This window comes from Streptosporangium sp. H16, assembly GCF_051918855.1.
GTDB lineage: Bacteria > Actinomycetota > Actinomycetes > Streptosporangiales > Streptosporangiaceae > Streptosporangium.
Genome location: NZ_JBPXMD010000011.1, coordinates 217,654 through 240,590 on the forward strand (window position 1 = coordinate 217,654; position 22,937 = coordinate 240,590).

20 protein-coding genes, 1 tRNA gene and 1 other RNA gene are annotated in these 22,937 nt (G+C 71.6%); 14 read left to right on the forward strand and 8 right to left on the reverse strand.

The window, feature by feature from the left end; genetic code table 11:
* Nucleotides 1–18: 18 nt before the first annotated feature.
* A complete protein-coding gene (locus ACTOQ2_RS20630; protein ID WP_440101397.1) occupies nt 19–666 on the reverse strand; it encodes a hypothetical protein in 648 nt (215 codons plus the stop codon).
* Nucleotides 666–944, reverse strand: a complete 279-nt coding sequence (locus ACTOQ2_RS20635; protein WP_440070633.1) for a hypothetical protein — start codon at nt 942–944, stop codon at nt 666–668. Before ACTOQ2_RS20635 ends, ACTOQ2_RS20630 begins: the two co-directional genes overlap by 1 nt.
* 122 nt (nt 945–1,066) lie before the next feature.
* Between ACTOQ2_RS20635 and ACTOQ2_RS20640 the strand changes: the two genes are divergently transcribed.
* Nucleotides 1,067–1,777, forward strand: a complete 711-nt coding sequence (locus tag ACTOQ2_RS20640) for a hypothetical protein (RefSeq protein ID WP_440101399.1) — start codon at nt 1,067–1,069, stop codon at nt 1,775–1,777.
* A 123-nt stretch (nt 1,778–1,900) separates the two neighbouring features.
* Nucleotides 1,901–4,750 carry an AfsR/SARP family transcriptional regulator gene (locus ACTOQ2_RS20645; RefSeq protein WP_440101401.1) on the forward strand — a complete coding sequence of 950 codons (2,850 nt, stop codon included), beginning with the start codon at nt 1,901–1,903 and terminating at the stop codon, nt 4,748–4,750.
* A 122-nt stretch (nt 4,751–4,872) separates the two neighbouring features.
* On the opposite strand, the gene ACTOQ2_RS20650 is transcribed toward ACTOQ2_RS20645, so the two are convergent.
* Nucleotides 4,873–4,961 (reverse strand) — tRNA-Ser (locus ACTOQ2_RS20650).
* A gap of 108 nt (nt 4,962–5,069) precedes the next feature.
* Here ACTOQ2_RS20650 and ffs point away from each other — a divergent pair.
* Together ffs and ACTOQ2_RS20660 are read left to right on the forward strand one after the other, a co-directional pair.
* Nucleotides 5,070–5,165, forward strand: an RNA gene (gene ffs, locus ACTOQ2_RS20655) — signal recognition particle sRNA small type.
* Between the two features lie 30 nt (nt 5,166–5,195).
* The gene (locus tag ACTOQ2_RS20660; protein ID WP_440101403.1) at nt 5,196–7,436 is read left to right on the forward strand and encodes a DNA polymerase III subunit gamma and tau; all 2,241 of its coding nucleotides are present in this window, start codon (nt 5,196–5,198) and stop codon (nt 7,434–7,436) included.
* Nucleotides 7,437–7,556: 120 nt separating this feature from the next.
* Here ACTOQ2_RS20660 and ACTOQ2_RS20665 read toward each other — a convergent pair whose 3' ends face one another.
* On the reverse strand, nt 7,557–9,038 hold the full coding sequence (locus ACTOQ2_RS20665) for a GAF domain-containing protein (protein WP_440101406.1): 1,482 nt from the start codon (nt 9,036–9,038) through the stop codon (nt 7,557–7,559).
* A gap of 329 nt (nt 9,039–9,367) precedes the next feature.
* Here ACTOQ2_RS20665 and ACTOQ2_RS20670 point away from each other — a divergent pair, with 329 nt between their 5' ends.
* The 5 genes from ACTOQ2_RS20670 (at nt 9,368) to ACTOQ2_RS20690 (ending at nt 13,279) form a co-directional block, all read left to right on the forward strand.
* Complete coding sequence (locus tag ACTOQ2_RS20670; RefSeq protein WP_329087916.1) at nt 9,368–9,721, forward strand: YbaB/EbfC family nucleoid-associated protein; 354 nt, start codon at nt 9,368–9,370, stop codon at nt 9,719–9,721.
* A gap of 3 nt (nt 9,722–9,724) precedes the next feature.
* Complete coding sequence (gene recR / locus ACTOQ2_RS20675) at nt 9,725–10,324, forward strand: recombination mediator RecR (RefSeq protein ID WP_362688050.1); 600 nt, start codon at nt 9,725–9,727, stop codon at nt 10,322–10,324.
* Nucleotides 10,317–10,850, forward strand: a complete 534-nt coding sequence (locus ACTOQ2_RS20680) for a DUF5063 domain-containing protein (protein WP_440070628.1) — start codon at nt 10,317–10,319, stop codon at nt 10,848–10,850. Before recR ends, ACTOQ2_RS20680 begins: the two co-directional genes overlap by 8 nt.
* 90 nt (nt 10,851–10,940) lie before the next feature.
* Complete coding sequence (locus ACTOQ2_RS20685) at nt 10,941–12,215, forward strand: aspartate kinase (RefSeq protein WP_362688044.1); 1,275 nt, start codon at nt 10,941–10,943, stop codon at nt 12,213–12,215.
* Nucleotides 12,212–13,279 (forward strand): aspartate-semialdehyde dehydrogenase, encoded by a 1,068-nt coding sequence (locus ACTOQ2_RS20690; protein ID WP_440101409.1) that lies wholly within the window; start codon nt 12,212–12,214, stop codon nt 13,277–13,279. Before ACTOQ2_RS20685 ends, ACTOQ2_RS20690 begins: the two co-directional genes overlap by 4 nt.
* Nucleotides 13,280–13,589: 310 nt before the next feature.
* Here the strand turns inward: ACTOQ2_RS20690 and ACTOQ2_RS20695 are convergent, their stop codons facing one another.
* Complete coding sequence (locus tag ACTOQ2_RS20695) at nt 13,590–14,480, reverse strand: hypothetical protein (protein WP_440101411.1); 891 nt, start codon at nt 14,478–14,480, stop codon at nt 13,590–13,592.
* A 596-nt stretch (nt 14,481–15,076) separates the two neighbouring features.
* Between ACTOQ2_RS20695 and ACTOQ2_RS20700 the strand changes: the two genes are divergently transcribed.
* Nucleotides 15,077–15,751, forward strand: coding sequence for a TetR/AcrR family transcriptional regulator (locus tag ACTOQ2_RS20700; protein ID WP_440070625.1), 675 nt, complete (start codon nt 15,077–15,079; stop codon nt 15,749–15,751).
* A gap of 81 nt (nt 15,752–15,832) precedes the next feature.
* The gene (locus tag ACTOQ2_RS20705) at nt 15,833–16,600 is read left to right on the forward strand and encodes a hypothetical protein (protein ID WP_440101413.1); all 768 of its coding nucleotides are present in this window, start codon (nt 15,833–15,835) and stop codon (nt 16,598–16,600) included.
* Nucleotides 16,601–16,714: 114 nt separating this feature from the next.
* Here the strand turns inward: ACTOQ2_RS20705 and ACTOQ2_RS20710 are convergent, their stop codons facing one another.
* The gene (locus ACTOQ2_RS20710) at nt 16,715–17,029 is read right to left on the reverse strand and encodes a hypothetical protein (RefSeq protein ID WP_440101415.1); all 315 of its coding nucleotides are present in this window, start codon (nt 17,027–17,029) and stop codon (nt 16,715–16,717) included.
* A gap of 682 nt (nt 17,030–17,711) precedes the next feature.
* On the opposite strand from ACTOQ2_RS20710, the gene ACTOQ2_RS20715 reads away from it, so the two are divergent.
* The 3 genes from ACTOQ2_RS20715 (at nt 17,712) to ACTOQ2_RS20725 (ending at nt 20,532) form a co-directional block, all read left to right on the forward strand.
* On the forward strand, nt 17,712–18,680 hold the full coding sequence (locus tag ACTOQ2_RS20715; protein ID WP_440101417.1) for an LLM class F420-dependent oxidoreductase: 969 nt from the start codon (nt 17,712–17,714) through the stop codon (nt 18,678–18,680).
* A gap of 3 nt (nt 18,681–18,683) precedes the next feature.
* On the forward strand, nt 18,684–20,099 hold the full coding sequence (locus tag ACTOQ2_RS20720) for an amidase (protein WP_440101419.1): 1,416 nt from the start codon (nt 18,684–18,686) through the stop codon (nt 20,097–20,099).
* Nucleotides 20,100–20,193: 94 nt separating this feature from the next.
* Nucleotides 20,194–20,532: a YkvA family protein gene (locus ACTOQ2_RS20725; RefSeq protein ID WP_440101421.1), complete on the forward strand. Its 339-nt coding sequence runs from the start codon at nt 20,194–20,196 to the stop codon at nt 20,530–20,532.
* A 138-nt stretch (nt 20,533–20,670) separates the two neighbouring features.
* Here ACTOQ2_RS20725 and ACTOQ2_RS20730 read toward each other — a convergent pair whose 3' ends face one another.
* Both ACTOQ2_RS20730 and ACTOQ2_RS20735 read right to left on the reverse strand, forming a co-directional pair.
* A complete protein-coding gene (locus ACTOQ2_RS20730) occupies nt 20,671–21,867 on the reverse strand; it encodes an amidohydrolase family protein (protein ID WP_389908632.1) in 1,197 nt (398 codons plus the stop codon).
* Between the two features lie 332 nt (nt 21,868–22,199).
* Complete coding sequence (locus ACTOQ2_RS20735; protein ID WP_440101423.1) at nt 22,200–22,937, reverse strand: tyrosine-protein phosphatase; 738 nt, start codon at nt 22,935–22,937, stop codon at nt 22,200–22,202.

Consider the following 22,937-nt stretch of genomic DNA (forward strand, 5'->3'; position numbering starts at 1 on the left):
GGGGGGGGGGGGGGGGAGTCAGGCGCCCGCGGACGCCTCGGCAGGCAGGAACCGGAAGGTGCCGCTGATCGCGTCGAACAGCTCGTAGACCTCCTCGGCGAGCGGGAGGTTCGGGCTCGCGCAGGTGACGATCAGGTAGTCGCGCGCCGACTCGGGGATGGGCACCACGGTGTGCATGGTCAGCATCCGGATCGAGATGTCGGCGGTGAGCGGCGCCTCTTCGATGCCGGTGATCCTGGCCACCTGCCCGATGTCCGGAAGCGTCACCGCGGAGACGGTACGGTCCGCGGGCTCCTTGCCGCCCCCCTTCGGGGCGTTGCGGCTTTTCGGCCCGTTCGCGGCGGGCGGCGACAGCTGGGCCGCGAGCACCGGAAGCGTCAGCTCGCGGCTCGGCGGCACGGTGACGGCGAAGACCATCGCGTAGCCGAGGAAGAGCCCGTCGTCGAACATGACGGCCGTACCGGCGGCGAACAGGGCGCCGCGACGGCGGGCGGCCCGGCTGATCTCACGGGCCTGCCGGAACAGGTCGTTGACCGCCACCTGCTCGCGCGGGCTGCCGGCGAGGGCGAGGGCGGCGGCGCGGGTCTCGGCGAGCACGCTTCCGGACAGGTCGAGGTCGGTCCAGGAGCCCGGGACGTCCAGCACGAAGCGGTCGACGGTCGTCATCAGCCACCTTCCAGGTGGGCCACGGCCTTGTCGTCGGTGTCCTTGAACGTCTCCAGGATCTGGTCGACGGCCTTCTTGATGGCCTCGCACTGCCGGTGCAGCTGCTTGCGGCCGTCGTTCCAGCGGCTCTCGAAGTGCTCACCCTGGTCGACCAGCGGGTAGCCCACCGCCCTGTCGATGTCGATCCCGGACCTGTCGGTGTCGATGTGGTCGAGGACGAACCCGAGTGATCTCGACACCTCCTCGAGCTCCGATCCCGGAATCTTGATGTCGGCCATCGTGGCTCCCCTCGTGCGGTCGTGAGTGCGGTCTCCATGCGGAACACGAAAAAGAACGTGATTAGGTTCATAAAGGTCATATCCCCTTGAACCAAAGGGGCTGTTCGTCGCGTGTTCCGCAGGTGACACTCGAAAGCAACAGCAGCACGGCGCGCAGGCCGTACGCCCGCGCGCTGATCGTGACCACCCTTCTCTGCGGCCTGGCGGGTGCCGCCGGCTGCGGCAAGGTCATCACGATCGGTGACGCCGCGCCGACCGGCGGGTCGCCGGCGGCCGCGGCGCCCGCGACCCCCCAGGCTCCGGCCCCCTCGACCCCCCCGGCCTCCTCGGCCCCGGCGGCCGGCGACACCGCGCCGCCGTCCAGTGGCGCGGCGCCGCAGCTGGTCAACGGTTCGGCCGCGGACAACGGCCTGAGCGGCGACGGCGGGACGGTGAGGGGGGCGGCGGTCCAGGAGCGGCCGCCGGTCTGGGTGGAGCTCTCGGCCGTCGCCTCCCCCGCGCTGGGCGCCCACCTGGTCGATGTCAACCGGTCGACGCTCTACAGGTTCGACAAGGACACGGCGGACCCCTCCCGGTCGAACTGCGAGGGCGACTGCGCCGTCACCTGGCCCCCGGTGACCGTCAAGGAGGGAGGCCGCGTCTACGTGGCCGGCGTCGATCCGTCGCGCGTCGGGGCGATCCGCCGGAGCGACGGCGGGGTGCAGCTCACCATCGGCGGGTGGCCTATCTACCGCTTCTCGGGTGATGAGAAGCCAGGTGACGCGAACGGCCAGGGTGTCGGCGGCACGTGGTTCGCGGTGGCGCCCCACGGCGCCAAGGCGACACCGCAGTAGCCTCTCGCTTCCGAAAATATGGATAAATCACCCATAATGGACATGGTTGGGAAGGGAGGCCGCGCTCCGGACATCTCTGTGAGCGGGCGCTGACATCAGGGAAACCGATGCCGGGGAGCTGGGATGACGCCCACAGAGTCCGCGCGCGAGCCCGTGCGGTTCGCGATCCTGGGACCCGTGCTGGGCCGGCGGGGGGATGTGGAGCTGGACCTGGGACCGCCCCGGCAGCGGGCGCTGCTGGCCGTGCTGCTCGCCTGCGCCGGTCGCCCCGTCGGCCTGGCCGAGATCGTCGACATCCTGTGGGGCGAGGACCCGCCGGACAGCGCGGTCAACGTGGTCCAGCGGCACATCGGCGCGTTGCGGCGGCTGCTCGAACCCGGCCTGCCACGCAGGGCGGTGGGACGGTGGCTGACACGCAGCGGCGGCGGCTACCGGCTGGACGTCGACGCCGACACGCTTGACCTCCTGCGGTTCCGCCACCTCGTCGAGAAGGCCAGGGAGGCAGGGCCGGACGGGCCACGGGCCGGACGGCTGCTCGTCGACGCCCTGGAGCTGTGGCGAAGACCGGCCGCCGAGGGGATCGCCGCCGAGGTACGGGCCCACCCGGTTTTCGTGGCGCTGGACCAGGAACACCTCGCCGTGCTGAAAGAGGCGGCCGACACGGTGCTGCGCGGCGGCCCGGTGACCCCGCTGGTGCCGATGCTCCAGCAGGCCGCGGCGCTCAACCCCTTCGACGAGCCGCTCCACGCCCGGCTGGTGCTCGCCCTGGCGGCCACCGGCCACCGGGCCGAGGCACTGAGCACCTACCGGGCCGCGTACTCACGGCTGGCCGAGAAACTGGGCATCAGCCCCGGCCCCGAGCTGAGCTTCGCCCACGAGCAGGTGCTCGGGCAGACGGCGTCCGAGGTGCCCCCGGCCACGCCGGTCGTCACGGGTCCGCCGCGCCCGGCCCAGCTCCCCGCCGACCTGCCCGCCTTCGCCGGCCGGAAAAAGGAACTCGCCCAGGTCTCCGACCTGCTCCCGGAGGGGCCGCGGCTCGCGGCGGCCGTGACGATCATCGCGATCGAGGGGATGGCCGGGGTCGGCAAGACCACCCTCGCGGTGCACTGGGCCCGCCGGGTCGCCCACCTGTTCCCCGACGGCCAGCTGTACGTCAACCTGCGAGGATTCGACGCCGGCGGGACGGTCCTGGACCCGACCGAGGCGATCCGCGGGTTCCTGGCGGCGCTGTGCGTTCCGTCGCGGGACATCCCCGCCCGCCTGGACGACCAGGCCGCGCTGTACCGCAGCCTGCTGGCCGACCGGAGGATGCTGATCCTGCTGGACAACGCCCGCGACACCGAGCAGGTACGGCCCCTGCTTCCCGGCGCGCCCGGCTGCCTGGTCATCGTCACCGGCCGCCACCAGCTCTCCGGCCTGGTGGCCGCGGAAGGCGCCCGCTCGCTCACTCTCGGCCTGCTCTCCGACGCCGAGGCGCGGGAGTTCCTCACGTTGCGGCTCGGCGCGGACCGGGTGGCGTCCGACCCCGCCGCCGTACAGGAGATCACCGACCTGTGCGCCAGGCTGCCCCTCGCGCTGTCGGTCGCCGCCGCGCGGGCCGCGAGCCGGCCGGCCTTCCCGCTCGCCGTCATCGCCGCCGAACTGCGGGCGGTCCACGGCAGCCTCGACGCCTTCACCGGCGGTGACGGCCCCGACGTCGGCGCGGTCTTCTCCTGGTCGTACCGTGCGCTCACCCCGGCCTCCGCCCGGTTGTTCCGCCTCATCGCACTGCATCCCGGCCCCTGCCTCAGCGTGCCCGCCGCCGCCGCGCTCGGAGCCGTCCCCGTCCACCGGGCGCGCCTCCTGCTCGACGAGCTGACCCGCGCCCACCTCCTCGTCGAGCGCACCCCCGGCCGCTACGGCTGCCACGACCTGCTCCGCTCATACGCCGCCGAGCGCAGCCGGGACCAGGAGACCGAGAGCCAGCGCCACGCGGCGGTCCGCCGCCTGCTGGACCACTACCTGCACACCGCGCACCGCGCCGCCCTGCTGTTCTCCCCGCACCGGAACCCGATCCCCCTGACGGCCCCGGCGCCGGGGGTCTTTCCCGAGGATCTCGCCGGCTGCGAGCAGGCGAGAGCCTGGTTCGCCGCCGAGCACCCCACTCTGCTGGCGGTCCTCGGGTCGGTCGCCGACACCGAGTTCGGCGCCTACGCCTGGCGGCTGGCCTGGACCATGGAGCACTTCATGGACCGGCATGGGCACTGGCACGACCTGGTGACCTCGCAGCGCATCGCGCTGAGGACCGCGCGGCGGCTCGGCGACCCCGTCGGGACGGCCCACGCCCACCGGGGGCTCGCCCGCGCCGAGGCCGACCTGGGCCGCCACGAGGAGGCACGGCTCCACCTCGAACACGCGCTGGCGCTGTTCGCCGAGGCCGGAGACGTCGACGACCAGGCGCACACCCACCGCCAGCTCGGCTGGGTGTTCGAACAGCAGGCCAGGTACGGCGGCGCGCTCGTCCACGCCCAGCGGGCCCTCACCCTGTTCCGGGAGGCGGGCCGGCGGGCCGGGCAGGCCGCGGCGCTCAACGCGGTCGGCTGGTACCACGCCCTGCTCGGCCACCACGAGCAGGCCCTCGGCCACTGCCGGCAGGCCCTCGTCCTCCTGGAGGAACTCGACGACCACTACGGCCAGGCCGACACCTGGGACAGCCTGGGGTACGCCCACCACCACCTCGGCCACCACGAGCAGGCCATCGCCGGCTACCGGTGCGCCCTGGAGTTGTACCGGCGGCTGGGGGTCCGCTACGCCGAGGCGGACACGCTCACCCGGCTCAGCACGACCTATCTCGCGGACGGCCGCCCCCGGGAGGCCCGCGCCGCCCTGGAGCGGGCACTGGCGATCTTCGACGACCTCGGCCACTCCGACGCCGAGCGGGTCCGCACCAGGCTGCGCGACCTCGACGGATCTCTCAGCCGGGACCGGAGGTGAGGCCCACCTCTCCAGGCCGGGACCGGAGGCTCTCTCGACCAGGGCCGGAGGCGGGGCCGCCACGCAAGGGGAGGGCAACGCCAGAGGGGCCGGACCGCGTGCGCGGTCCGGCCCCTCTGAGGTGGCGGAGGATAGGAGATTCGAACTCCTGAGGGGTTGCCCCCAACACGCTTTCCAAGCGTGCGCCCTAGGCCAACTAGGCGAATCCTCCGTGGAGAAGCTTACCCAACTTTCTGAGCGGCACGGACCATTAATTTCCGACACCGACCACTCTGATCTTTTCCGATACCGACCACTCGGATCTGAGGCTAGACTGGGGGCCGACCCCTCGCGCGGCGTCATCCTGTGAACCTCCCCAGGGCCGGAAGGCAGCAAGGATAAGCGGGCTCTGGCGGGTGTGCGAGGGGTCTCTTCGTTTGAGACCCCTCGCAGGTGGGATCGCCGCATGAGTCTTGCGCTGTACCGCAAGTACCGGCCCGGGACCTTCGCCGAGGTCAAGGGTCAGGAGCACGTCACCGATCCGCTGCGCCAGGCGCTGCGCAGCGGGCGCATCAACCACGCCTACCTGTTCAGCGGGCCCAGGGGCTGCGGCAAGACGTCCAGCGCGCGCATCCTGGCCCGCTCCCTGAACTGTGAGAAGGGCCCGACCCCCGACCCGTGCGGGGAGTGCGAGTCCTGCGTGGCGCTGGCGCCCACCGGCCCGGGCCACCTCGACGTCATCGAGATCGACGCCGCCTCGCACGGTGGCGTGGACGACGCCCGCGACCTGCGCGAGCGGGCCTTCTTCGCGCCGGTGTCGTCGCGCTTCAAGATCTACATCATCGACGAGGCGCACATGGTGACCCGCGAGGGTTTCAACGCGCTGCTCAAGCTCGTCGAGGAGCCTCCCCCGCACCTGAAGTTCGTCTTCGCGACCACCGAGCCGGAGAAGGTCATCGGGACGATCAAGTCCCGGACCCACCACTACCCGTTCCGGCTGATCCCTCCGGCCGCGCTGCGCGCGCTCATGGAGGAGATCCTCACCTCGGAGAAGGTCCCGTTCGAGCCCGCCGCGCTCCCGCTGGTGGTCAGAGCGGGCGCGGGTTCGGCCCGCGACTCGCTGTCGATCCTCGACCAGCTGTTCGCCGGTTCCGACGAGGCGGGCATCACGTACGCCCGCGCGGTCTCCCTTCTCGGCTACACCGACGGGGACCTGCTCGACGACGTGGTCGCGGCCTTCGCCGGTCGTGACGGGGCGCTGGTGTTCCAGGTCGTGAACCGGGTGATCGAGGGCGGCCACGACCCCCGGCGGTTCGCGATGGACCTGCTGGAGCGCTTCCGCGACCTGGTGATCCTGGCCAACGTGCCGGAGGCGGCCACCAGCGGGCTGCTCGACAGGCCCGGCGACGAGCTGGAACGGCTCCAGGTCCAGGCGGCCTCGATGGGCCCGGCCGAGCTGACCCGCGCGGCGGAGATCCTCAACGCCGGCCTGACCGAGATGCGCGGGGCGGCCTCGCCCCGGCTGCTGCTCGAACTCATGTGCGCCAGGATTCTCCTTCCCGGCGCCGCCCAGGGTGAGGCGGCGCTGCTCACCCGCCTGGAGCGGCTGGAGAAGGGGGGAGTCGTCGCGGCTCCCGCTCCCGCGTCCCTCCCGCACCAGGCTCCCGCCCCCGCGCCCGTGGTCCACGCGGCCCCCCCGCCGCAGGCGGAGGCACCCGCCGTCGCGCCCGCCATGCCCGTCGCGCCCGCCGAGCGGTCCGGCGGCCAGGGCGACGACTGGCCCGTGGCGGTCAGGCCCGGCGCACCGGCTCAGGAACAGCAGGCACAACAGGCACGGGGAGAGCGGGCACCGGCCCCGGTCCAGCAGGCTCCCGGCACGTCCACGCCGGTCGACACGGCGCCGGCGTCCGGTTCGGGTGCCGGGGCCGTGCAGCAGGCGTGGCCCCAGGTGCTCGCGGCGCTCAAGCGGCGCAGCATCGTCGTGTGGGCCAACGTCAACACCAACGCCCAGGTCGTCGGGGTCGAAGGCAAGATCGTCACCCTCGGGTTCGCCCAGGTCGGCGCGATGAAGAACTTCACCGGCGGCGGCAAGGACGCGGTCGTCGCGGCGGTGCTGCAAGAGGTTCTGGGCGGCACCTGGAAGGTCGAGGCCGTCGTCGGCGGCGGGCCCGCTCCCTCGGGCGGGAGCCGCCCCCCGGCTCCGAGGCAGCCCCCGGCGCCGCAGCACCCCGCGCCCCAGAGCCAGGCCCCGCAGGCCCCGCAGGCACAGCCCCCCCAGTCTCCGTCCCAGGCGCCCGCCCGCCAGGCGCCCGCTCCCGGGCCGTCGCCCGCGCCCGCGGACTCGCGGGAGGCCACGCCCAGGCAGGCGCCGCCCGCGACGGACGAGTCCTGGCCGGACGCCCCCCTGCCGGAGGACCCCGGCTCGCCTCCCCCGCCGAGTTCCATGCCGAGCCCCGGTCTGGCCGCGGCCCGCTCGGCGGCCAGGGCGGCGGCCCAGGCCGGGCCCAAGGCCGCGGTCAAGACCGGCGCCAAGGCGGCGGCCTGGCCTGACGCGATCCCCGCCCGCGGCGCCCGCGGCACCACCCCCGACACCGACGAGGTCGACCCGCTCAACGACGCGGACGCCGACGTCGACGCGCTCACCGGCATGGCCCTCCTCCAGCGGGAGCTGGGCGGCCAGGTCATCGGCGAGATCGACCACACCTGACGGCCGGCACCACCTGAGAGACCTCACCTGAAAAGACCTCGCCTGACAGGTCTCGCCTGACAAGGCGCCATCCGGCGAGGCCGCGTCCGGCGAGGTCCCGGGCCCGCCGGGACGGCCGGCTCAGGGCAGGTCGACGCCGCTGAGGCGGATCCGGGCGGCCACCGCGCGGTGGTCGTGGCGGGGCAGCGCCGTGACGAGGCGTTCGAGGATCTGGATGTCGTTCCTGCCGTGCTCGGTCTCCGCGTACGCCCACAGGTCCTCGGGACCTCCCCGCCGCAGCAGCCGGGCCCGCACCTGCCCCTCCAGCTCCTCGCGTTCGAGGCGCAGGGCGGGCGCCTCGGAGCGGGGCAGCAGGGGACCGCGGTAGGCGCGGGCGACCGGGGCGGCCTCGTCGCCCGCGAGCAGCCGCTTGAGCTCCAGGAAGTCGGCCTCCACCGCGCAGGCCAGGTGGTACGGCTTGGCGGCGATCGTACGGCCGAGCTGGGCGCGGAGGCGGTGGATCTCGGCGCGGATGGTCACCGGGTTCCCCGCGTCGCCGTACAGGTGGAAGGAGAGCTGGGCGGCGGTCATCCCCCGGGGATTGAGGGCGAGCATCGCGAGGATCTCGGCGTGGCGCAGGGAGAGCGCCAGGCGGGCCCCGTCGAGGTACGCCGAGGGGTGCTCGGCGCCGAGGAAGGACAGGGCGAGCACGGGGCCCCTGGCCGGGCCCGCGAGGCGGAGCAGGAAGCCGTCGTCGCCGAGGACCTCCAGGAAGGCGCTCCGCCCGTCGGGCATGATCACCCGGTCGCCCGCCTCCGGCAGCCGGATGCGCGGAGCCCACTGGCGCGCGTCGTCGCCGGCGATGATCCGCCCGGTCGTGGTGACCAGGGCGCCCGGCTCGCCGCGCAGCGCGCTCAGGTGCCGCTCGTGACGGCGTCTGAGCCGCTCGTCGCGTTCGAGCATGCGCAGCGTGAGGTGGCTCTCCGCCAGCCGTGCCGCGGCCTCGACGAGGGCGACGCTCGCCGGGTGCATGGAGCGCGTCCTGCCGCTGATGTCGACACAGCCCAGCAGGTCGCCGCTGTCGGGGTCGACGATCGGCGCGGCGGAGCACGACCAGCAGTGGAGCGCCCTGACCAGGTGTTCTGCGGAGAAGACGTGCAGGGGCCGCCGGGTGGCGAGCGCGGTGCCCGGACCGTTGGTCCCGAACGCGTCCTCGCTCCAGTCGAAGCCGTCGGCCAGCCCCACCTCGTCGGCGCTCTCCATCGTCCGGTGGTTGCCGTCGCGCCAGAGCACCCTGCCGCGGGCGTCGGTGACGAGCAGGATCTGGTCGTCCGCGTCGACGGCCTCCAGGAGGGTCCCGGTGATGATCGGCAGAAGCCTGCTCATCGGGTGCGCCGAGCGGATCTCGCGGATGTCCTCGCCCTCGAAGGCGAGGGGGGCCGACCTGGCGTCGGGGTCGACCCCGGCGTCCAGGGACCGCCGCCACGACGCGGAGATCACGTTCCTGGGGCCCTCGCCCGTCGGCCGCTCGCCCCTGATCAGCGCCTCGTGCAGGCGTCGCAGTCGTGACGAGTAGGAGTCGAGATCGGCCGCCTGGACAGCTCCCCGGTGGCTGTCGCGCACATATCCCCCCGGAATAGAGCCGATGGCCGAAGCATCGGTGGTCGAGACCCCCGCCCGCAACCCGTTCGGCCAAAGAGGGTGTGCGAAGGGTGAGTGAACGATCGCAACGTGTGTGCAACCTTCGAAGGGCTACCTTCCGATCACACGCTGTCGTGTGCGGCCGCTCCGGCGCGTGTCACGTCGGGTCTCGGACGTCTGGAGGGGGGCCCGGGGCCCGACGGGGGTTTAATCCCCATACTGGGGGAACGCGTGCTCGCTGCAGTACAACACCCGGCCCGAACCCCGTAGGCTCGTGACGACCGATGTCACGGACGAGGAGCACAACGACGGTGAACCCAGGGGATGTCAACCTGCAGCAGCTGCTGGAGCAGGCACAGCTCATGCAGCAGCAGCTTGTGAGCGCCCAGCAGGAGCTGAACGACGCTGAAGTCGAGGGCTCCGCGGGCGGCGGACTTGTCGTGGCCACGGTCAACGGCGGGGGCGAGCTGCTCGAACTCAAGATCAGTCCCGAGGCCGTGGACCCCGGCGACCCCCAGGAGACGGCCGACACCATCGCCGACCTGGTCATCGCCGCCATTCGCGACGCCGTGCGCGCCGCCGCCGACCTGCAGCAGGAGAAGCTCGGTCCCCTCGCGCAGGGGCTGGGCGGCGGGGGCGGGCTCGGCCAGCTTCCCGGGTTCTAGGTCATGTACGAAGGGGTCGTCCAGAACCTGATCGACGAGCTGGGGATGCTTCCCGGAGTCGGTCCCAAGAGCGCGCAGCGCATCGCGTTCCACCTGCTGGCCGCGGAGCCGGCCGATGTGAAGCGGCTCGCGCACGCTCTGCTGGAGGTCAAGGAGAAGGTCCGCTTCTGCCGGGTCTGCGGCAACGTCGCCGCGGAGGAGGAGTGCCGGATCTGCCGCGACACCAGGCGCGATCTCCACGTGATCTGCGTCGTCGAGGAGTCGAAGGACGTCGTGGCCATCGAGAAGACCCGCGAGTTCCGCGGCCGATACCACGTGCTCGGCGGGGCGATCAGCCCGATCGACGGCGTCGGCCCCGACGACCTGAACATCCGAGAACTCATGACCCGCCTGGCGGACGGCCAGGTCACCGAGCTGATCCTCGCCACCGACCCCAACCTCGAGGGGGAGGCGACGGCGACCTATCTCGCCCGTCTGGTCAAGCCGATGGGACTGAAAGTGACACGACTGGCCAGCGGTCTGCCGGTAGGCGGTGACCTCGAGTACGCGGACGAGGTCACCTTGGGCCGCGCGTTCGAAGGAAGAAGGCTCCTTGATGTCTGACGATGCGTGGAGCGCTCTCGCGGAACGGATCGCGGAGCACGCCAAGAACTACATCGACGGCCTGACCCGCCTGGCGGGCGGTGAGGGCGGCGACGCCATCCTGCCGCTGCTGCTGGTGGAGGTCGCGCAGGTCAGCTCGGCCGGCGCGCAGCTCGGCGCGAGCCAGGACGTGATCCTGTCGGGCAACTGGGAGCCGCACCTGGGCGAGGACCCGGACGTCGACGTCGTCCGTACGGCCCTCGCCGAGCGGCTGGGGCCGGTCGACGACTACGCCGAGGTCTTCGACCCCTACAAGGACACCGCGGTCACCCCGTACCGCCTGTCGGACGACCTGACGGCGGTGGCCGCCGACCTCCTGCACGGCCTGCGGCACCACAGGGCGGGGCGCCCCCTGGAGGCGCTCTGGTGGTGGCAGTACTCCTACTTCAACACCTGGGGCAACCACGCCGGCGCGGCGATGCGGGCACTTCAGGCGCTCGTCGCCCACACGCGACTCGATGTCGCCGAGGAGCGCACGACGGTGTGATCGTCCACATACTGGTTTGATCAGAAGGCCTCAGCGAGGGCGCCAGTAGACTGTGAGCTCCACAGCCCTAGATTGCTTCGGAGACATCTCGTGGCGCTCGTTGTTCAGAAGTATGGTGGTTCGTCCGTCGCCGACGCGTCCTGCATCAAGCGGGTCGCGCAGCGGATCGTCGCGACGAAAAAAGCCGGCAACGACGTCGTGGTGATCGTTTCGGCCATGGGCGACACGACGGACGAGCTGCTCGACCTCGCCCAGCAGGTCTCTCCGCTTCCACCTGGCCGCGAGCTCGACATGCTGCTCACCTCGGGTGAGCGCATCTCGATGGCGCTGCTGGCGATGGCGATCGCCAACCTGGGTCAGGAGGCGCGCTCGTTCACCGGGTCCCAGGCCGGCGTGATCACCGACTCCTCGCACGGCCGCGCGCGCATCATCGACGTGACGCCCGGCCGGATCCGCGGGGCGCTCGACGGCGGCCAGATCGCGATCGTGGCCGGTTTCCAGGGCGTCTCGCAGGACACCAAGGACATCACCACGCTCGGCAGGGGCGGCTCCGACACCACGGCGGTCGCGCTCGCCGCCGCCCTGAACGCCGACGTGTGCGAGATCTACACCGACGTGGACGGCGTCTTCACCGCCGACCCCCGCATCGTCCCGGCCGCCCGCAAGATCCCCAAGATCTCGTACGACGAGATGATGGAGATGGCGGCGTGCGGTGCGAAGATCCTGCACCTGCGCTGTGTCGAGTACGCTCGCCGTTTCAGCCTGCCGATCCACGTCAGAAGCTCGTTCAGCACCAAGGAAGGCACGTGGGTCGTCTCCGACCCCGACAGCGAAGGAACAGAGATGGAGCAGCCGATCATCTCCGGCGTCGCGCACGACCGGAGCGAGGCCAAGATCACCGTTGTCGGGGTGCCCGACAAGGTCGGCGAGGCTGCGACGATCTTCAAAACACTCGCCGACGCCGAGATCAACATCGACATGATCGTGCAGAACGTGTCGGCGGCGACGACCGGGCGGACGGACATCTCCTTCACGCTGCCCACGAGTGACGCCTCGGCCGCGCTCACCGCGCTGAAGAAGATCCAGGAGCGCATCGGCTTCGAGTCGCTGCTCTTCGACGACCAGATCGGCAAGATCTCGCTGATCGGGGCGGGCATGCGCTCGCACCCCGGCGTCACCGCGACGTTCTTCGCCGCCCTCGCCGACGCGGGGGTGAACATCGAGATGATCTCCACCTCGGAGATCCGCATCTCGGTGATCGTCGGGCAGGACGAGGTGGACACGGCGGTCAGCGCCGCGCACCGCGCGTTCGATCTCGACGCGGACCAGGTTGAAGCCGTGATCTACGGAGGTAGCGGGCGATGAGCCGCAAGCCCACCCTTGCCCTGATCGGCGCGACCGGTGCCGTCGGCACCGTGATGCGCGACATCATCTCCAACCGTGAGGACGTCTACGGCGACATCAAGCTCGTCGCGTCCGCCCGCTCGGCCGGCAAGGTCCTGCGGGTCCGCGGCGAGGACCTCGTCGTCCAGGAGCTGACCCCCGAGGTCTTCGACGGCGTCGACATCGCGATCTTCGACGTGCCGGACGAGGTCTCCGCGACCTGGGTGCCGATCGCCGCCGAGCGCGGTGCCGTCGTCATCGACAAGTCGGGCACCTTCCGGATGAACCCCGAGGTTCCGCTGGTCGTGCCGGAGGTCAACCCGCAGGACGCGCGCACCAGGCCGCTGGGGATCATCTCCACCCCCAACTGCACGACCCTGTCGATGATGGCCGCGATGGGCGCCCTGCACGAGGAGTACGGCCTGCGCGAGCTGGTGGTCGCCTCGTACCAGGCGGTCTCCGGCGCGGGCGTGGCGGGCTCGGCCCGCCTCTACGACGAGATCGAGGCCCTGACGGGTGACCGTACGGTCGGGCAGACCGCCGGTGACGTGCGCAAGGTCCTGCAGAACAAGCTCGGGGATGAGGAGTCGCCGTTCCCGGCGCCGGTGGCGTTCAACGTCGTGCCGTGGGCGGGTTCGCTCAAGGACGGCGGCTGGGCCTCCGAGGAGATCAAGCTCCGCAACGAGTCGCGGAAGATCCTCGGGATCCACGACCTGAAGGTCTCCGCGACCTGCGTCCGCGTCCCGGTGATCACCACCCACTCGCTGGCCGTGCACGCGACCTTCGAGCGCGAGATCACCGTCGCCGACGCCCACCGGATCCTTGGGGCCGCTCCGACTGTGGTCGTCATGGACGACCCGGCCAACGGCGTCTTCCCGACCCCGGCGGACGTCGTCGGAACCGACCCCACCTACGTGGGCCGGATCCGCCAGGCGCTCGACTTCCCCAACACCCTCGACCTGTTCGTCTGCGGTGACAACCTCCGCAAGGGCGCGGCCCTGAACGCGGCGGAGATCGCCGAACTGGTCGCGGCCGAGTTCGCGTAGTTTCTCCGGTTCCCGGGGTTCCCGGGGTTCCCGGGGTTCTCCGGGGTTTCTCCAGGGCCGTACGGCGGCGCGGTGTCCGATGACGCCACGCCGCCGTACGGCCCTCGCGGTCGCGGGGGCGTGAACGCCGGGGCGGTGGGTTCCACGCGACGGTGAGAAGGCCGAGGACCGGCACTTCGAGGATCGGCGATCCCGCGTGGTCGCGGGATCGAGGATCGCCGGCCCCGTGCACTCCCGGACCGAGGGCCGGCGATCTCGCCTGATCCTGGATCGGGGGCCGTGCCCTCGTGTGGCCGGGTGATCCGCCGGGTCAGCGGAAGAGGATGTCCCAGTGGTCCGCCTCGCGGGCGAAGAGGGGGCCCGACGTCGCCGACTGGCCGTACAGGCGGGCTCCGTCCCCCCGTACCCCCTGCGACGGATAGTTCTTCGTGATGTAGCGGTTGATGCATGCGTTGGGCTTTATGTCCAGCTTGTAGCCCGCGTAGTGGCTGTAGGGCCCGGGGGCGTGGCCCACCTCGGTGCCGCCGGTGACGACGAGGGGACAGCCGCTGCGCCGCTTCAGTTCGATGGCGCTGGAGACGGTCGCGGACCGTACGGCCTCCAGCGAGGTGCAGTTCCGCCCCTGGCGGTTCGCGCACTTACCCGAGGAGGTCCAGCGCAGGCCCGCCGCCCGCAGGAGCCGCTTGGCGTCCGTCTGCTGGAGCCGCGTGGGCTGCCGGGCCTGCTGTGCTTGGGGAGGGTGGGCCTCGGCCGGCTTTTCGAGGGCGACGGGAGCCTGCTCCCCCGAGGTGACGGCGGCCGGAGGGGCCTGCACGCTTCCCTGGGCCTGGAACGCCCGTGTCTTCTCGGGGGTCCGGGAGGTGGTTCGCGGGGTCCGGGGGGCCGCGGGCTTGCGGGGTGCGCCCGCCAGGGCGGCGGTCCGTGTTCGCGCGGTGGTCTCGGGCGGTTGGGGGGCCGCCTGTTCACGGTGTTCGCTCGCCGGGGTGGCGGTCCGTGTTCGCGCGGTGGTCGCGGTGGTCGCGGTGGTCGCGGTGGTCTTGGCGGGCCGCGGCGGCGTGTTCGCGGGAACGGCGTCCTCCGGCCAGAGGGGAACCGCGGTCTCCCGGCCCCGCTGGGCGGCCGCCGGGTGACCCGGGTGACCCGGATGACACAGCTCCCGCATGTAGCGCCCGGCGGTTTCCAGGGTGCCGATGTCGTACACTCCGATGATCGTGGACCGGCGTCCTTCCGCCGGGCCTGCCGCGACGGGTCGGCTCACGATCGCGGCGCCGGCCGACGCGTTACCGCTTTCCGCGGTCGCGCTGTGGTACGGGGCCGATGCGATGAAAGATAGCTGCAGAGCGAGCAGTGCTCCGGCGGTAAACCGGGCAGCCCGCTGTCTACAGGGACATGTCCCCATTTATGTATCCCTTGTCGTGGGAGCCCTTCCGCCAAAAGGATCAATCCCACTCCCGAACCCGGATGATCCCTCACGAAGAGTGATTTTTGCCCGGTAGTGGGAATGATCGGGCGGCCCGATGACCTGCTGAGACGGCAGTTCCAGAGATAGGCGACATGTCGGTATTTGCCGATTACGGCACCATCGTCACGTCCTCGGCGGACGGTGCGGGGCGGGGCGGCATCGAGACGCGGGGGAGTGATCACGGATATGAGTGGCGAGGGCAATGTGGCGCGCTTAGGGTCGTTCACTGAGGCTCATCCCCGGTGGTGCGGGACGGATGATCTAGGGTTCGTTCAGCGGAAAAAGACCAGATGAGCCCGTTCTCCCAGCTCCAATCGACAGGTGACGAGCACCCCATGACCGAGCCGCCCCAGAGAACCCGTGGATCGGACAAGACCCGTGAGGTCATCGTGGAGACGGCCCTGCGGCTTTTTCGAGAGCGGGGGTACGAGGCGACCACCATGCGGGCCATCGCCGCCGAGGCCGGGGTGTCGGTGGGCAACGCCTACTACTACTTCGCCTCGAAGGAGATCCTGGTCCAGGCGTACTACGACCGGGCCCAGGCCGAGCACGAGGCGGCGTGCGAGAAGCTGCTGGCCACCGAGCACCGATTCGCCGCGCGGCTGGCGGGGGTGTTGCGGGAATGGGTGCGGGTCTCCGAGCCGTACCACGAGTTCGCGGTGAAGTTCTTCAAGCACGCGGCCGAGCCGGGTAACCCGCTCAACCCGTTCAGCGCCGAGTCCTCGCCTTCGAGGGAGGCGTCGATCGCGATCTACCGGCGGGTCGTGGAGGGGTCCTCCGACCGCATGGACAGCGAGCTGCGGGCCGAGCTGCCCGAGCTGCTCTGGCTGATGTCGATGGGCGTCGTCCTGTTCTGGGTGCACGACGAATCGGAGGGATGCCGGAGGACACACCGGTTCATCGACCTCACCGTGCCGCTGGTGGACCGCCTGGTGGGGCTCTCACACCTGCCCGGCCTGCGCGGGGTCGCCCGTGACTTCATCGCGGGGGTTCACGAACTTCGCGAGTGAATCCCGGCGGAACCCCACGAACAACCGTATCGATCTGATTACCCTGAGTAGCTGATTCGATGACGGATTCAAGGGAGTCCCATGGGCTGGGTAGCCGTGCTGGTGGTGGTGTCCGTCGCGATCGCGCTGATCGCGTTCCGCGTCCTCAGGAGGAAGGGGCGGGAGGACGGCGACCACGGCTCGTCGGCCGTCGACTTCTCCGCCAATCTCGCCCTCGCCGTCTACCTGCTGGTGCTGGCCTACGCCGCGGTCCTGTGCCGGGACGGGCTGTCGGTGTCGGGGGCCGACGTCCAGGCCGAGGCCGAGAGCCTCACCGAGATGTACTGGTCGGTGGCGCCCATCCCCGAGGCGGCACCCGTCCGGTCCCAGATCCGGCAGTACACCGCGCAGACCATCGACCTCGACTGGCCGCTCATGGCCGGGCGCGAGATGTCCCCGATTCCCGGCCAGACCCTCGCGGACATGCGGGCCACGGTGCTCAGGCTCCGCCCGGTCGGCGACGACAGCAAGAACCTCCAGCAGGCCACGCTCGACCGGATCTCCGAGGTCTTCCACGCCCGCATCGTGCGGAACGACGACGCGAGCACCGGCCTGGAGAACACCTTCGTGATCTTGCTGATCATCTCCGGGCTGCTGGTGATCGTGCTGCCCTGGACGATCGGGGCGCGGCCCACGACCTCGTCGATCATCGCCGACCTGGTCCGGGTGGGCGTGGTCGTCATCGGCGTGTGCTTCATCATCCTGATCAGCCACCCGTTCAGCGGGCTCGGCGCCGTCGAGCCTGACGCGTTCAAGGCCGCGCAGCGGCAGTACGACCAGATCGACGGCCACTTCCCCGCCCAGCCGTAGCCCCCATCGTCGATCGGGCCGCGGCCCGGCGCGCACGGCGGCCCGGAAGCTCGCCGGTGGATGTCCCACCGGCGGGCTTCGCCGTCCGTGCCGCCCGGATCATCGCCGCCCGGATCATCCGCGGCCCCTGCGGTTGAGGGCGGTGACCGCGGCGACCGAGATCACGCCGGTGAACATCACCAGGAGGACCAGCTTTCTGTCGGTGCCCTTGCGCCGCTCGGCGTAGCGATCGAGCACCAGCCGCTGCCGCAGGAGAGGGGGCGTGCTGGAGGGCGTCGCCTTGGGCCGGGGAGTGCGGCTCCGGCTCGGCGTCGGCGTCGGCGTGACGACGACTTCGAGGACGGGGACGGGAAGGGGTGGGGGCGCGGGGACGCGGGGCCTGGGGGGTGCGGAAGGCTGCGGGGCGGGAGGGGTGGGAGGGGCCGGCACGATGGGCGTCGGCCGCTCGGGCTCAGGCGCGGGTTCGGGCGCGGGCTCCGGCTCGGGTTTCGGCTCTGGCTTTGGCTCTGGCTTTGGCTCGGGTTTCGGTTCGGGTTTCGGCCTGGCCGGGAGGTCCGCCGGATGGTCCGATGTGGGCTTCCACCAGTTCCACCAGTGCCACCAGGGGACCTTCCGGTCGCCCGCCCCTGGCGGGGGCACGGTCGGGTGGTCCGGTTCGGGTTTCAGCGCGGCCGAGTGGCCGGTGTCCGGCGCCGGGGGCGGGGGAGCCGGGGATGACGGCTCGGACTCGGGGAGCGCTGATCGGCCGGAGACCAGGCTCAGGGCCGCGTGCGAGACCCCGAGGGGTGGGAGCGGCCCCGAGCCGCCTTCCGCCGCGAGGGGATGTGTTCCGGCCAGAACAGGGGCCGCCATGCAGGTCGCGAGGACCGCCACGCCGAGCGGGCCCCGTCGTTGGTTCCTCCGCCGATGCTTCGTCACGTAAAGTTTCTAACATCATACGGAAAGTGATGAGGCGGTAAGCGGCCGGTCGGTGGAGATCATTCTTTTCTGACATACCGTCCGGTTGGTACGGCCAAGCTATTGACGGCGCCCCGAGCGGGTGCGGCAAGCTACATCAGAACATCGTTCTGGGGAAGGTCCCCGGCGGCGAGCACCGACACGGAGGCGGCACATGACCACGGGCCCACGCTGGGGTATGACGATCCCCTTCTACGACCGTTCGCTGGCCGCTTCCAGGGATCTGATCGCCGAGCTTCCCGGACTCGGCTACACCGACGCCTGGTCCGCCGAGGTCAACGGCGTCGACGGCTTCGTACCCCTGGCGATGGCCTCGGAATGGGCCCCGGAGCTGCGGCTCGGCAGCGCGATCGTCCCGGTCTCCACCCGGGGTCCCGGCCTGCTCGCCATGTCCGCCGCCACGCTCGCCGACCTCGCCCCCGAGCGCTTCGTCCTGGGCATCGGGGCCTCCTCCCCGGCCATCGTGGAACGCTGGAACGCCGGGGAGTTCGTCAAGCCGTTCGCCAGGACCAGAGACACCCTGCGCTTCCTGCGCAAGGCCCTGGCGGGCGAGAAGGTCAGCGAGCGCTACGAGACGTTCGAGGTCAAGGGCTTCAAGCTGGAGCGCGCCCCCAAGATCCCGCCGAAGATCGTGCTCGCCGCGCTGCGCCCCCGCATGCTGCGCCTGGCCGCCGAGGAGGCCGACGGCGCGATCACCAACTGGCTCTCGCCGCTGGACGTGCGGAAGGTCAGGGCCGAGGTCGGCGAGGAGACCGAGCTGATCGCCCGGCTGTTCGTGTGCGTCAGCGAGGACGCGGAGAAGGTGCGCGAGCTCGGCCGCCGGATGCTCGCGGGCTACCTGACCGTCCCGGTCTACGCCGCCTTCCACGACTGGCTGGGACGCGGCGAGGTGCTGCGGCCGATGCACGAGGCCTGGGCGGCCGGAGACCGGCAGGCGGCGCTCAAGGCCATCCCCGACGAGGTCGTGGACGAGCTCATCGTGCACGGCGACGCCGCCACGTGCCGGGCCAGGATCCGGGAGTATGTGCGCAACGGCCTGAACACGCCGGTCCTCGCCCCCATCCCCGGGGGCGGGGTTCCGATCGCCCAGGCCGTACGAGACCTGGCCCCCGCCGAGGAGTGACCCTTGCACGACCTGTTGAAGCTCGACGCGCTCGGACAGGCGCAGGCCGTGAGGAAGGGGGAGATCTCCCCGAGGGAGCTCGCCGAGGCGGCGATCGCGCGGATCGAGGCGTGCGACGGCGCGATCAACGCGGTCGTCCACCGCAGGTTCGAGCGGGCACTGGCGGAGGCGGGCGAGGCCGACCCCGACGCCCCCTTCGCGGGCGTGCCGACGCTGTTGAAGGACCTGGGATGGAGCATGGCGGGGGAGCCGTACCGCGCGGGGTCGCGCACCCTTGACGGGATCTTCGCCGAGCGCGACGGCTACGCGGTGACCAAGCTGCGCCGGGCGGGGTTCACGATCCTGGGCCGGACCAACACCCCGGAGTTCGGCACCGCGATCACCACCGAGCCGGTGGCGTTCGGTCCCACCCGCAACCCGTACGACCTTCGCTACAGCAGTGGAGGATCGAGCGGCGGGTCCGCGGCGGCGGTGGCGGCGGGCATGGTCGCGGTGGCCTCGGCCAGCGACGGCGGCGGGTCGATCCGGATCCCGGCGAGCATGTGCGGGCTGGTCGGGCTGAAGCCCGGCAGGGGCAGGGTCAGCGCCGGCCCCTCCGGAGGCGAGCCCTGGGCGGGCTTCTCGGCCGCGGGCCTGCTCTGCCGTACGGTCAGGGACAGCGCGGTGACCCTCGACGTGATCGCCGGGACGATGCCGGGCGACCCGTACGGCGCGCCCGCCTGGAGGCGCCCGCTCGCCGAGGAGGTCGGGGCGGACCCCGGGCGGCTGCGGATCGGTTTCCTCGCCGAGCACCCCGGCGGGGACGTCCCGTCCGACCCGGATCTGGTGGCCGCGGTCACCGCGGCCGCCGGGCTGCTGGAGGCGCTGGGCCACGACGTCGAGCCCGGAGGGCCTTCCGCGCTCGCCGAGGACGGCTTCGCCTCGCACTTCGGCACGATCGTTGCCGCCCACGTGGCCGCCGACGTGCAGGACATCGGGCGCTGGCGCGGCAGGCCCGTCGAGCTCGGCGAGCTGGAGACGCGCAACCGCATCCTGGGAGCGGCGGGCCGTGAGCTCGACGCGGTCGGCTACGTGACCTCGCGCGACTGGATCGACGGGTTCAGGCGGCGGATGGCCGCCTGGTGGGACTCGCACGACCTGCTGCTCACACCGTCCCTGGGGGTGGCGCCCTTCCCCCTCGGCTGGCTGCCTCCCGACGACGTCAGCACCTCGCGGGGCCGCACCAATCAGGCGGTGTCGTTCACCTCGCCCGTCAACGCCACCGGGCAGCCCGCGATCTCCCTGCCGCTGCACCACACCGCGGACGGGCTGCCGGTGGGAGTGCAGCTGGTCGCCGCCGCAGGACGGGAGGACCTGCTCATCCGGGTGGCAGCCCAGATCGAGGAGGAACGCCCCTTCCGGCACGCGGCGATGCGCTGACCGTCCTCGGGAACCCTGTCCGGAAGTCACGCGTTATATCGTGAGGCGGTGGGGTAGTACGCCGCCAGGCGAACGTGGTTCCGAGGAGGATTCCATGGCGAAGGCGGCGCGCGCGGCGCAGGCGTGGCGGACGTACAAGGACGTGACGAAGCCGGGCTCGCCCGGTCTCGGCGCTCGTCTGCGCGCCCTCCCCAGGATGGTCGGCGCGGTCATGCGCGGGGAGTATTCCGGCATGGGCAAGGGCAAGCTGGCGATGATGGGGCTCGGCGTGCTCTACATCATCTCGCCGATCGACGTCGTCCCCGACTTCCTGCTTCTTGTCGGGGTGGCCGACGACTTCGGCGTGTTCCTCTGGCTGATGGGCTCCCTGCTCGGCGAGGGTGGGCGTTACGTCGACTGGGAGCGCGAGCGGGTCAGGTCCGTTCAGCCCTGACGTCGACCGGGAGCGCGAGCGGGTCGGGTCCGTTCAGCCCTGAGCCGAGGGCGCGAGCGGGTCAGGGCTGCTCCGCCCCGGGTGGGGAGCTCGAACGGGTCCGCATGGGCCCCATCCTGAGCCGGGCGCTCGAACGGGTCAGATCTGTTCCATCCTGAGCCAGGCGCGCGAGGGCAGCGGATGGCCGAACAGGCGGGCGGCGTTGCCGTAGGCCACCCGGGCGATGTCGGCGGGCGGCAGGCTGCCCAGGTTCGTCGCGACGGCCTGCTGGGTGTCGGGCCAGGTGGAGTCGGAGTGCGGGTAGCCGCTCTCCAGCAGCACGTGCTCCAGCCCGACGGCGAGCCGTACCCCGGAGAGGGCGTGGTCGTTGAGCGTGCCGAAGAAAAAGTTTCTCCGCAGCACCTCACTGGGCTTCAGGCCGCCTTCCCACGAGGCCTCCCCCGCCACCGGGTGGTCGAGCGCGTAGTCGGCCCGCTCGGCCAGCATCGGCAGCCAGCCCACGCCGCCCTCCACGATCAGGATCCGCAGCGCGGGGAAGCGCAGCGGGACGCCCGACCAGAGCCAGTCGGCACAGGCGAACATGGCGCTCGCCGGCATCAACGTGGTGATCGCCTCGATCGGGGTGTCCGGAGACGGGACCGGGGCCCAGGAACCGGCGCCGGCGTGCAGGCAGACGACGGTGCCGGTCTCCTCGCACGCCTGGAAGAACGGGTCCCAGTGGTCGCTGTGGATGGACGGCAGGCGCAGCCGGGTGGGGAACTCGGGGAAGAGCACCGCCTTGAAGCCGCGCGCCGCGTTGTCGCGGATCTCCTTGGCGGCCACCTCGGGGTCGGTCAGCCAGGGCAGCTGCAGGGCGATGATCCGCTCCGGGTAGGTGCCCGCCCAGACCTCCACGTGCCAGTCGTTCCACGCGCGCAGCACCGCCAGGCCCAGCTCCTGGTCGCGGGTCTTGGCGAAGACCATGCCCGACTGCCCGGCCAGCATGCCGGGGAAGCAGAGCGCGGCCCAGACGCCGGCGCGGTCCATGTCCTCGATCCGGGCCTCGACGTCGTGGCATCCGGGACGCATGTGCTCGAACCGCACCGGGTCGAGCGTCCACTGCTCACGAGGCAGGCCGGCGCCCACGTCGAGCCCAGCACAGGGGTAGGTGGCCCCGCCGTAACGCCAGACCTGGTGACCGGAGTCGGTCTCGACCACCTTGGGCGCCTTGTCGGCGTATTTCTCCGGGAGCCGGTCGTCGAACATGTCGGGCGGCTCGATCAGGTGGTCGTCGGCTGAGATGATCACATAGTCCCGCCGCCTGGGCTCGGGGTCGGGGAGCAGCGGCGTAGTCACACGGTCAACCGTATTCCGCTGGAATAACACTCATCAAGCCGCAAGGTCTCCGCTTGGTATCTCTGTCCCCCACGACGTCTCCCACGACGTCTCCCACGACGTCTCCCACGACGTCTCCCACGACGTCTCCCACGACGTCTTTCGCGACGTCTCCCGGGATGCTCGTCGTGACGTCCTTCACGACGCCTCCCCCGTCTCCCGCGATGCTCGCCGTGACGTCTTCGGCAGGCGGCCGGACGGGCGGGCCCCGGGGCCACCGGAGGGGGGTAAGGCGGCCCCGGGGGGGCGGGCCCGCCGGAGGGTGCTGCCCATGGCGGGCCCTGCGAGAGCGCCTACCCAGAGATCGCCTCAGTATCAGGATTTTTCAAAAGATGATTCTTAAGAGCGGACATAACGCTCTCGTCCACGCCCAGGGTCCGCAGGCAGTAGTCCCGTACCGGGCCCAGCTCGCCCAGGAAGAGGCGCATCGCCTCGGCCGGCGCTTGCCCGAACCCCGCCCACTGGGGCTCGCCCGGATGCTCCCTCTCCCAGTACGCGACCATCTGGGGCCTGGCCAGCCCGGTCAGCGCGTAGTCGGCGATCACGTCCTCCTCGGGCACCCCCAGCAGCCGCAGGACCAGGGCGACCAGCAGCCCCGTGCGGTCCTTGCCCGCCGCGCAGTGGACCACCACGGGCGCGTTGCCCGCCTCGGCGATCACCTCCAGCGCGCTCCTGAGCTCGGCGTGACCGTCCTGGGCCACCTCCAGGTAGCGGTCGGCGAAGAACCTGGCGACCCCGGCGTCGGGGTGGTAGTCGCCGGCGGTGTCCCACCTGCGGTGTTCGACCGGGAGGTTGTGGTAGCTCGGCCCCTCCGGGGCGCGGCCCCGGTACGCCACCTCGTCGGGATGGCGCAGGTCGATCACGGTGCGTACGCCGAGCGCGTGGAAACGGTCGAGGTCGTCGTCGGCGAGCATGTGCAGCGAGGCTGAGCGGTAGAGCCGCCGCCAGCGCACCTCCATCCCGCCGTCCGTCCGGTAGCCGCCCACGTCGCGGAAGTTGTACAGCCGCGCGAACTCGATATGCCGGATCAC

What these genes read in the sequence shown, in the direction of transcription:
- ACTOQ2_RS20715 (WP_440101417.1), top strand. Translation starts at nt 17,712, where the DNA reads ATGACCACGGGCCCACGCTGGGGTATGACGATCCCCTTCTACGACCGT.
- ACTOQ2_RS20645 (WP_440101401.1), top strand. Translation starts at nt 1,901, where the DNA reads ATGACGCCCACAGAGTCCGCGCGCGAGCCCGTGCGGTTCGCGATCCTG.
- recR (WP_362688050.1), top strand. Translation starts at nt 9,725, where the DNA reads ATGTACGAAGGGGTCGTCCAGAACCTGATCGACGAGCTGGGGATGCTT.
- ACTOQ2_RS20660 (WP_440101403.1), top strand. Translation starts at nt 5,196, where the DNA reads ATGAGTCTTGCGCTGTACCGCAAGTACCGGCCCGGGACCTTCGCCGAG.
- ACTOQ2_RS20725 (WP_440101421.1), top strand. Translation starts at nt 20,194, where the DNA reads ATGGCGAAGGCGGCGCGCGCGGCGCAGGCGTGGCGGACGTACAAGGAC.
- ACTOQ2_RS20680 (WP_440070628.1), top strand. Translation starts at nt 10,317, where the DNA reads ATGTCTGACGATGCGTGGAGCGCTCTCGCGGAACGGATCGCGGAGCAC.
- ACTOQ2_RS20630 (WP_440101397.1), bottom strand. Translation starts at nt 666, where the DNA reads ATGACGACCGTCGACCGCTTCGTGCTGGACGTCCCGGGCTCCTGGACC.
- ACTOQ2_RS20690 (WP_440101409.1), top strand. Translation starts at nt 12,212, where the DNA reads ATGAGCCGCAAGCCCACCCTTGCCCTGATCGGCGCGACCGGTGCCGTC.
- ACTOQ2_RS20635 (WP_440070633.1), bottom strand. Translation starts at nt 944, where the DNA reads ATGGCCGACATCAAGATTCCGGGATCGGAGCTCGAGGAGGTGTCGAGA.
- ACTOQ2_RS20700 (WP_440070625.1), top strand. Translation starts at nt 15,077, where the DNA reads ATGACCGAGCCGCCCCAGAGAACCCGTGGATCGGACAAGACCCGTGAG.
- ACTOQ2_RS20705 (WP_440101413.1), top strand. Translation starts at nt 15,833, where the DNA reads ATGGGCTGGGTAGCCGTGCTGGTGGTGGTGTCCGTCGCGATCGCGCTG.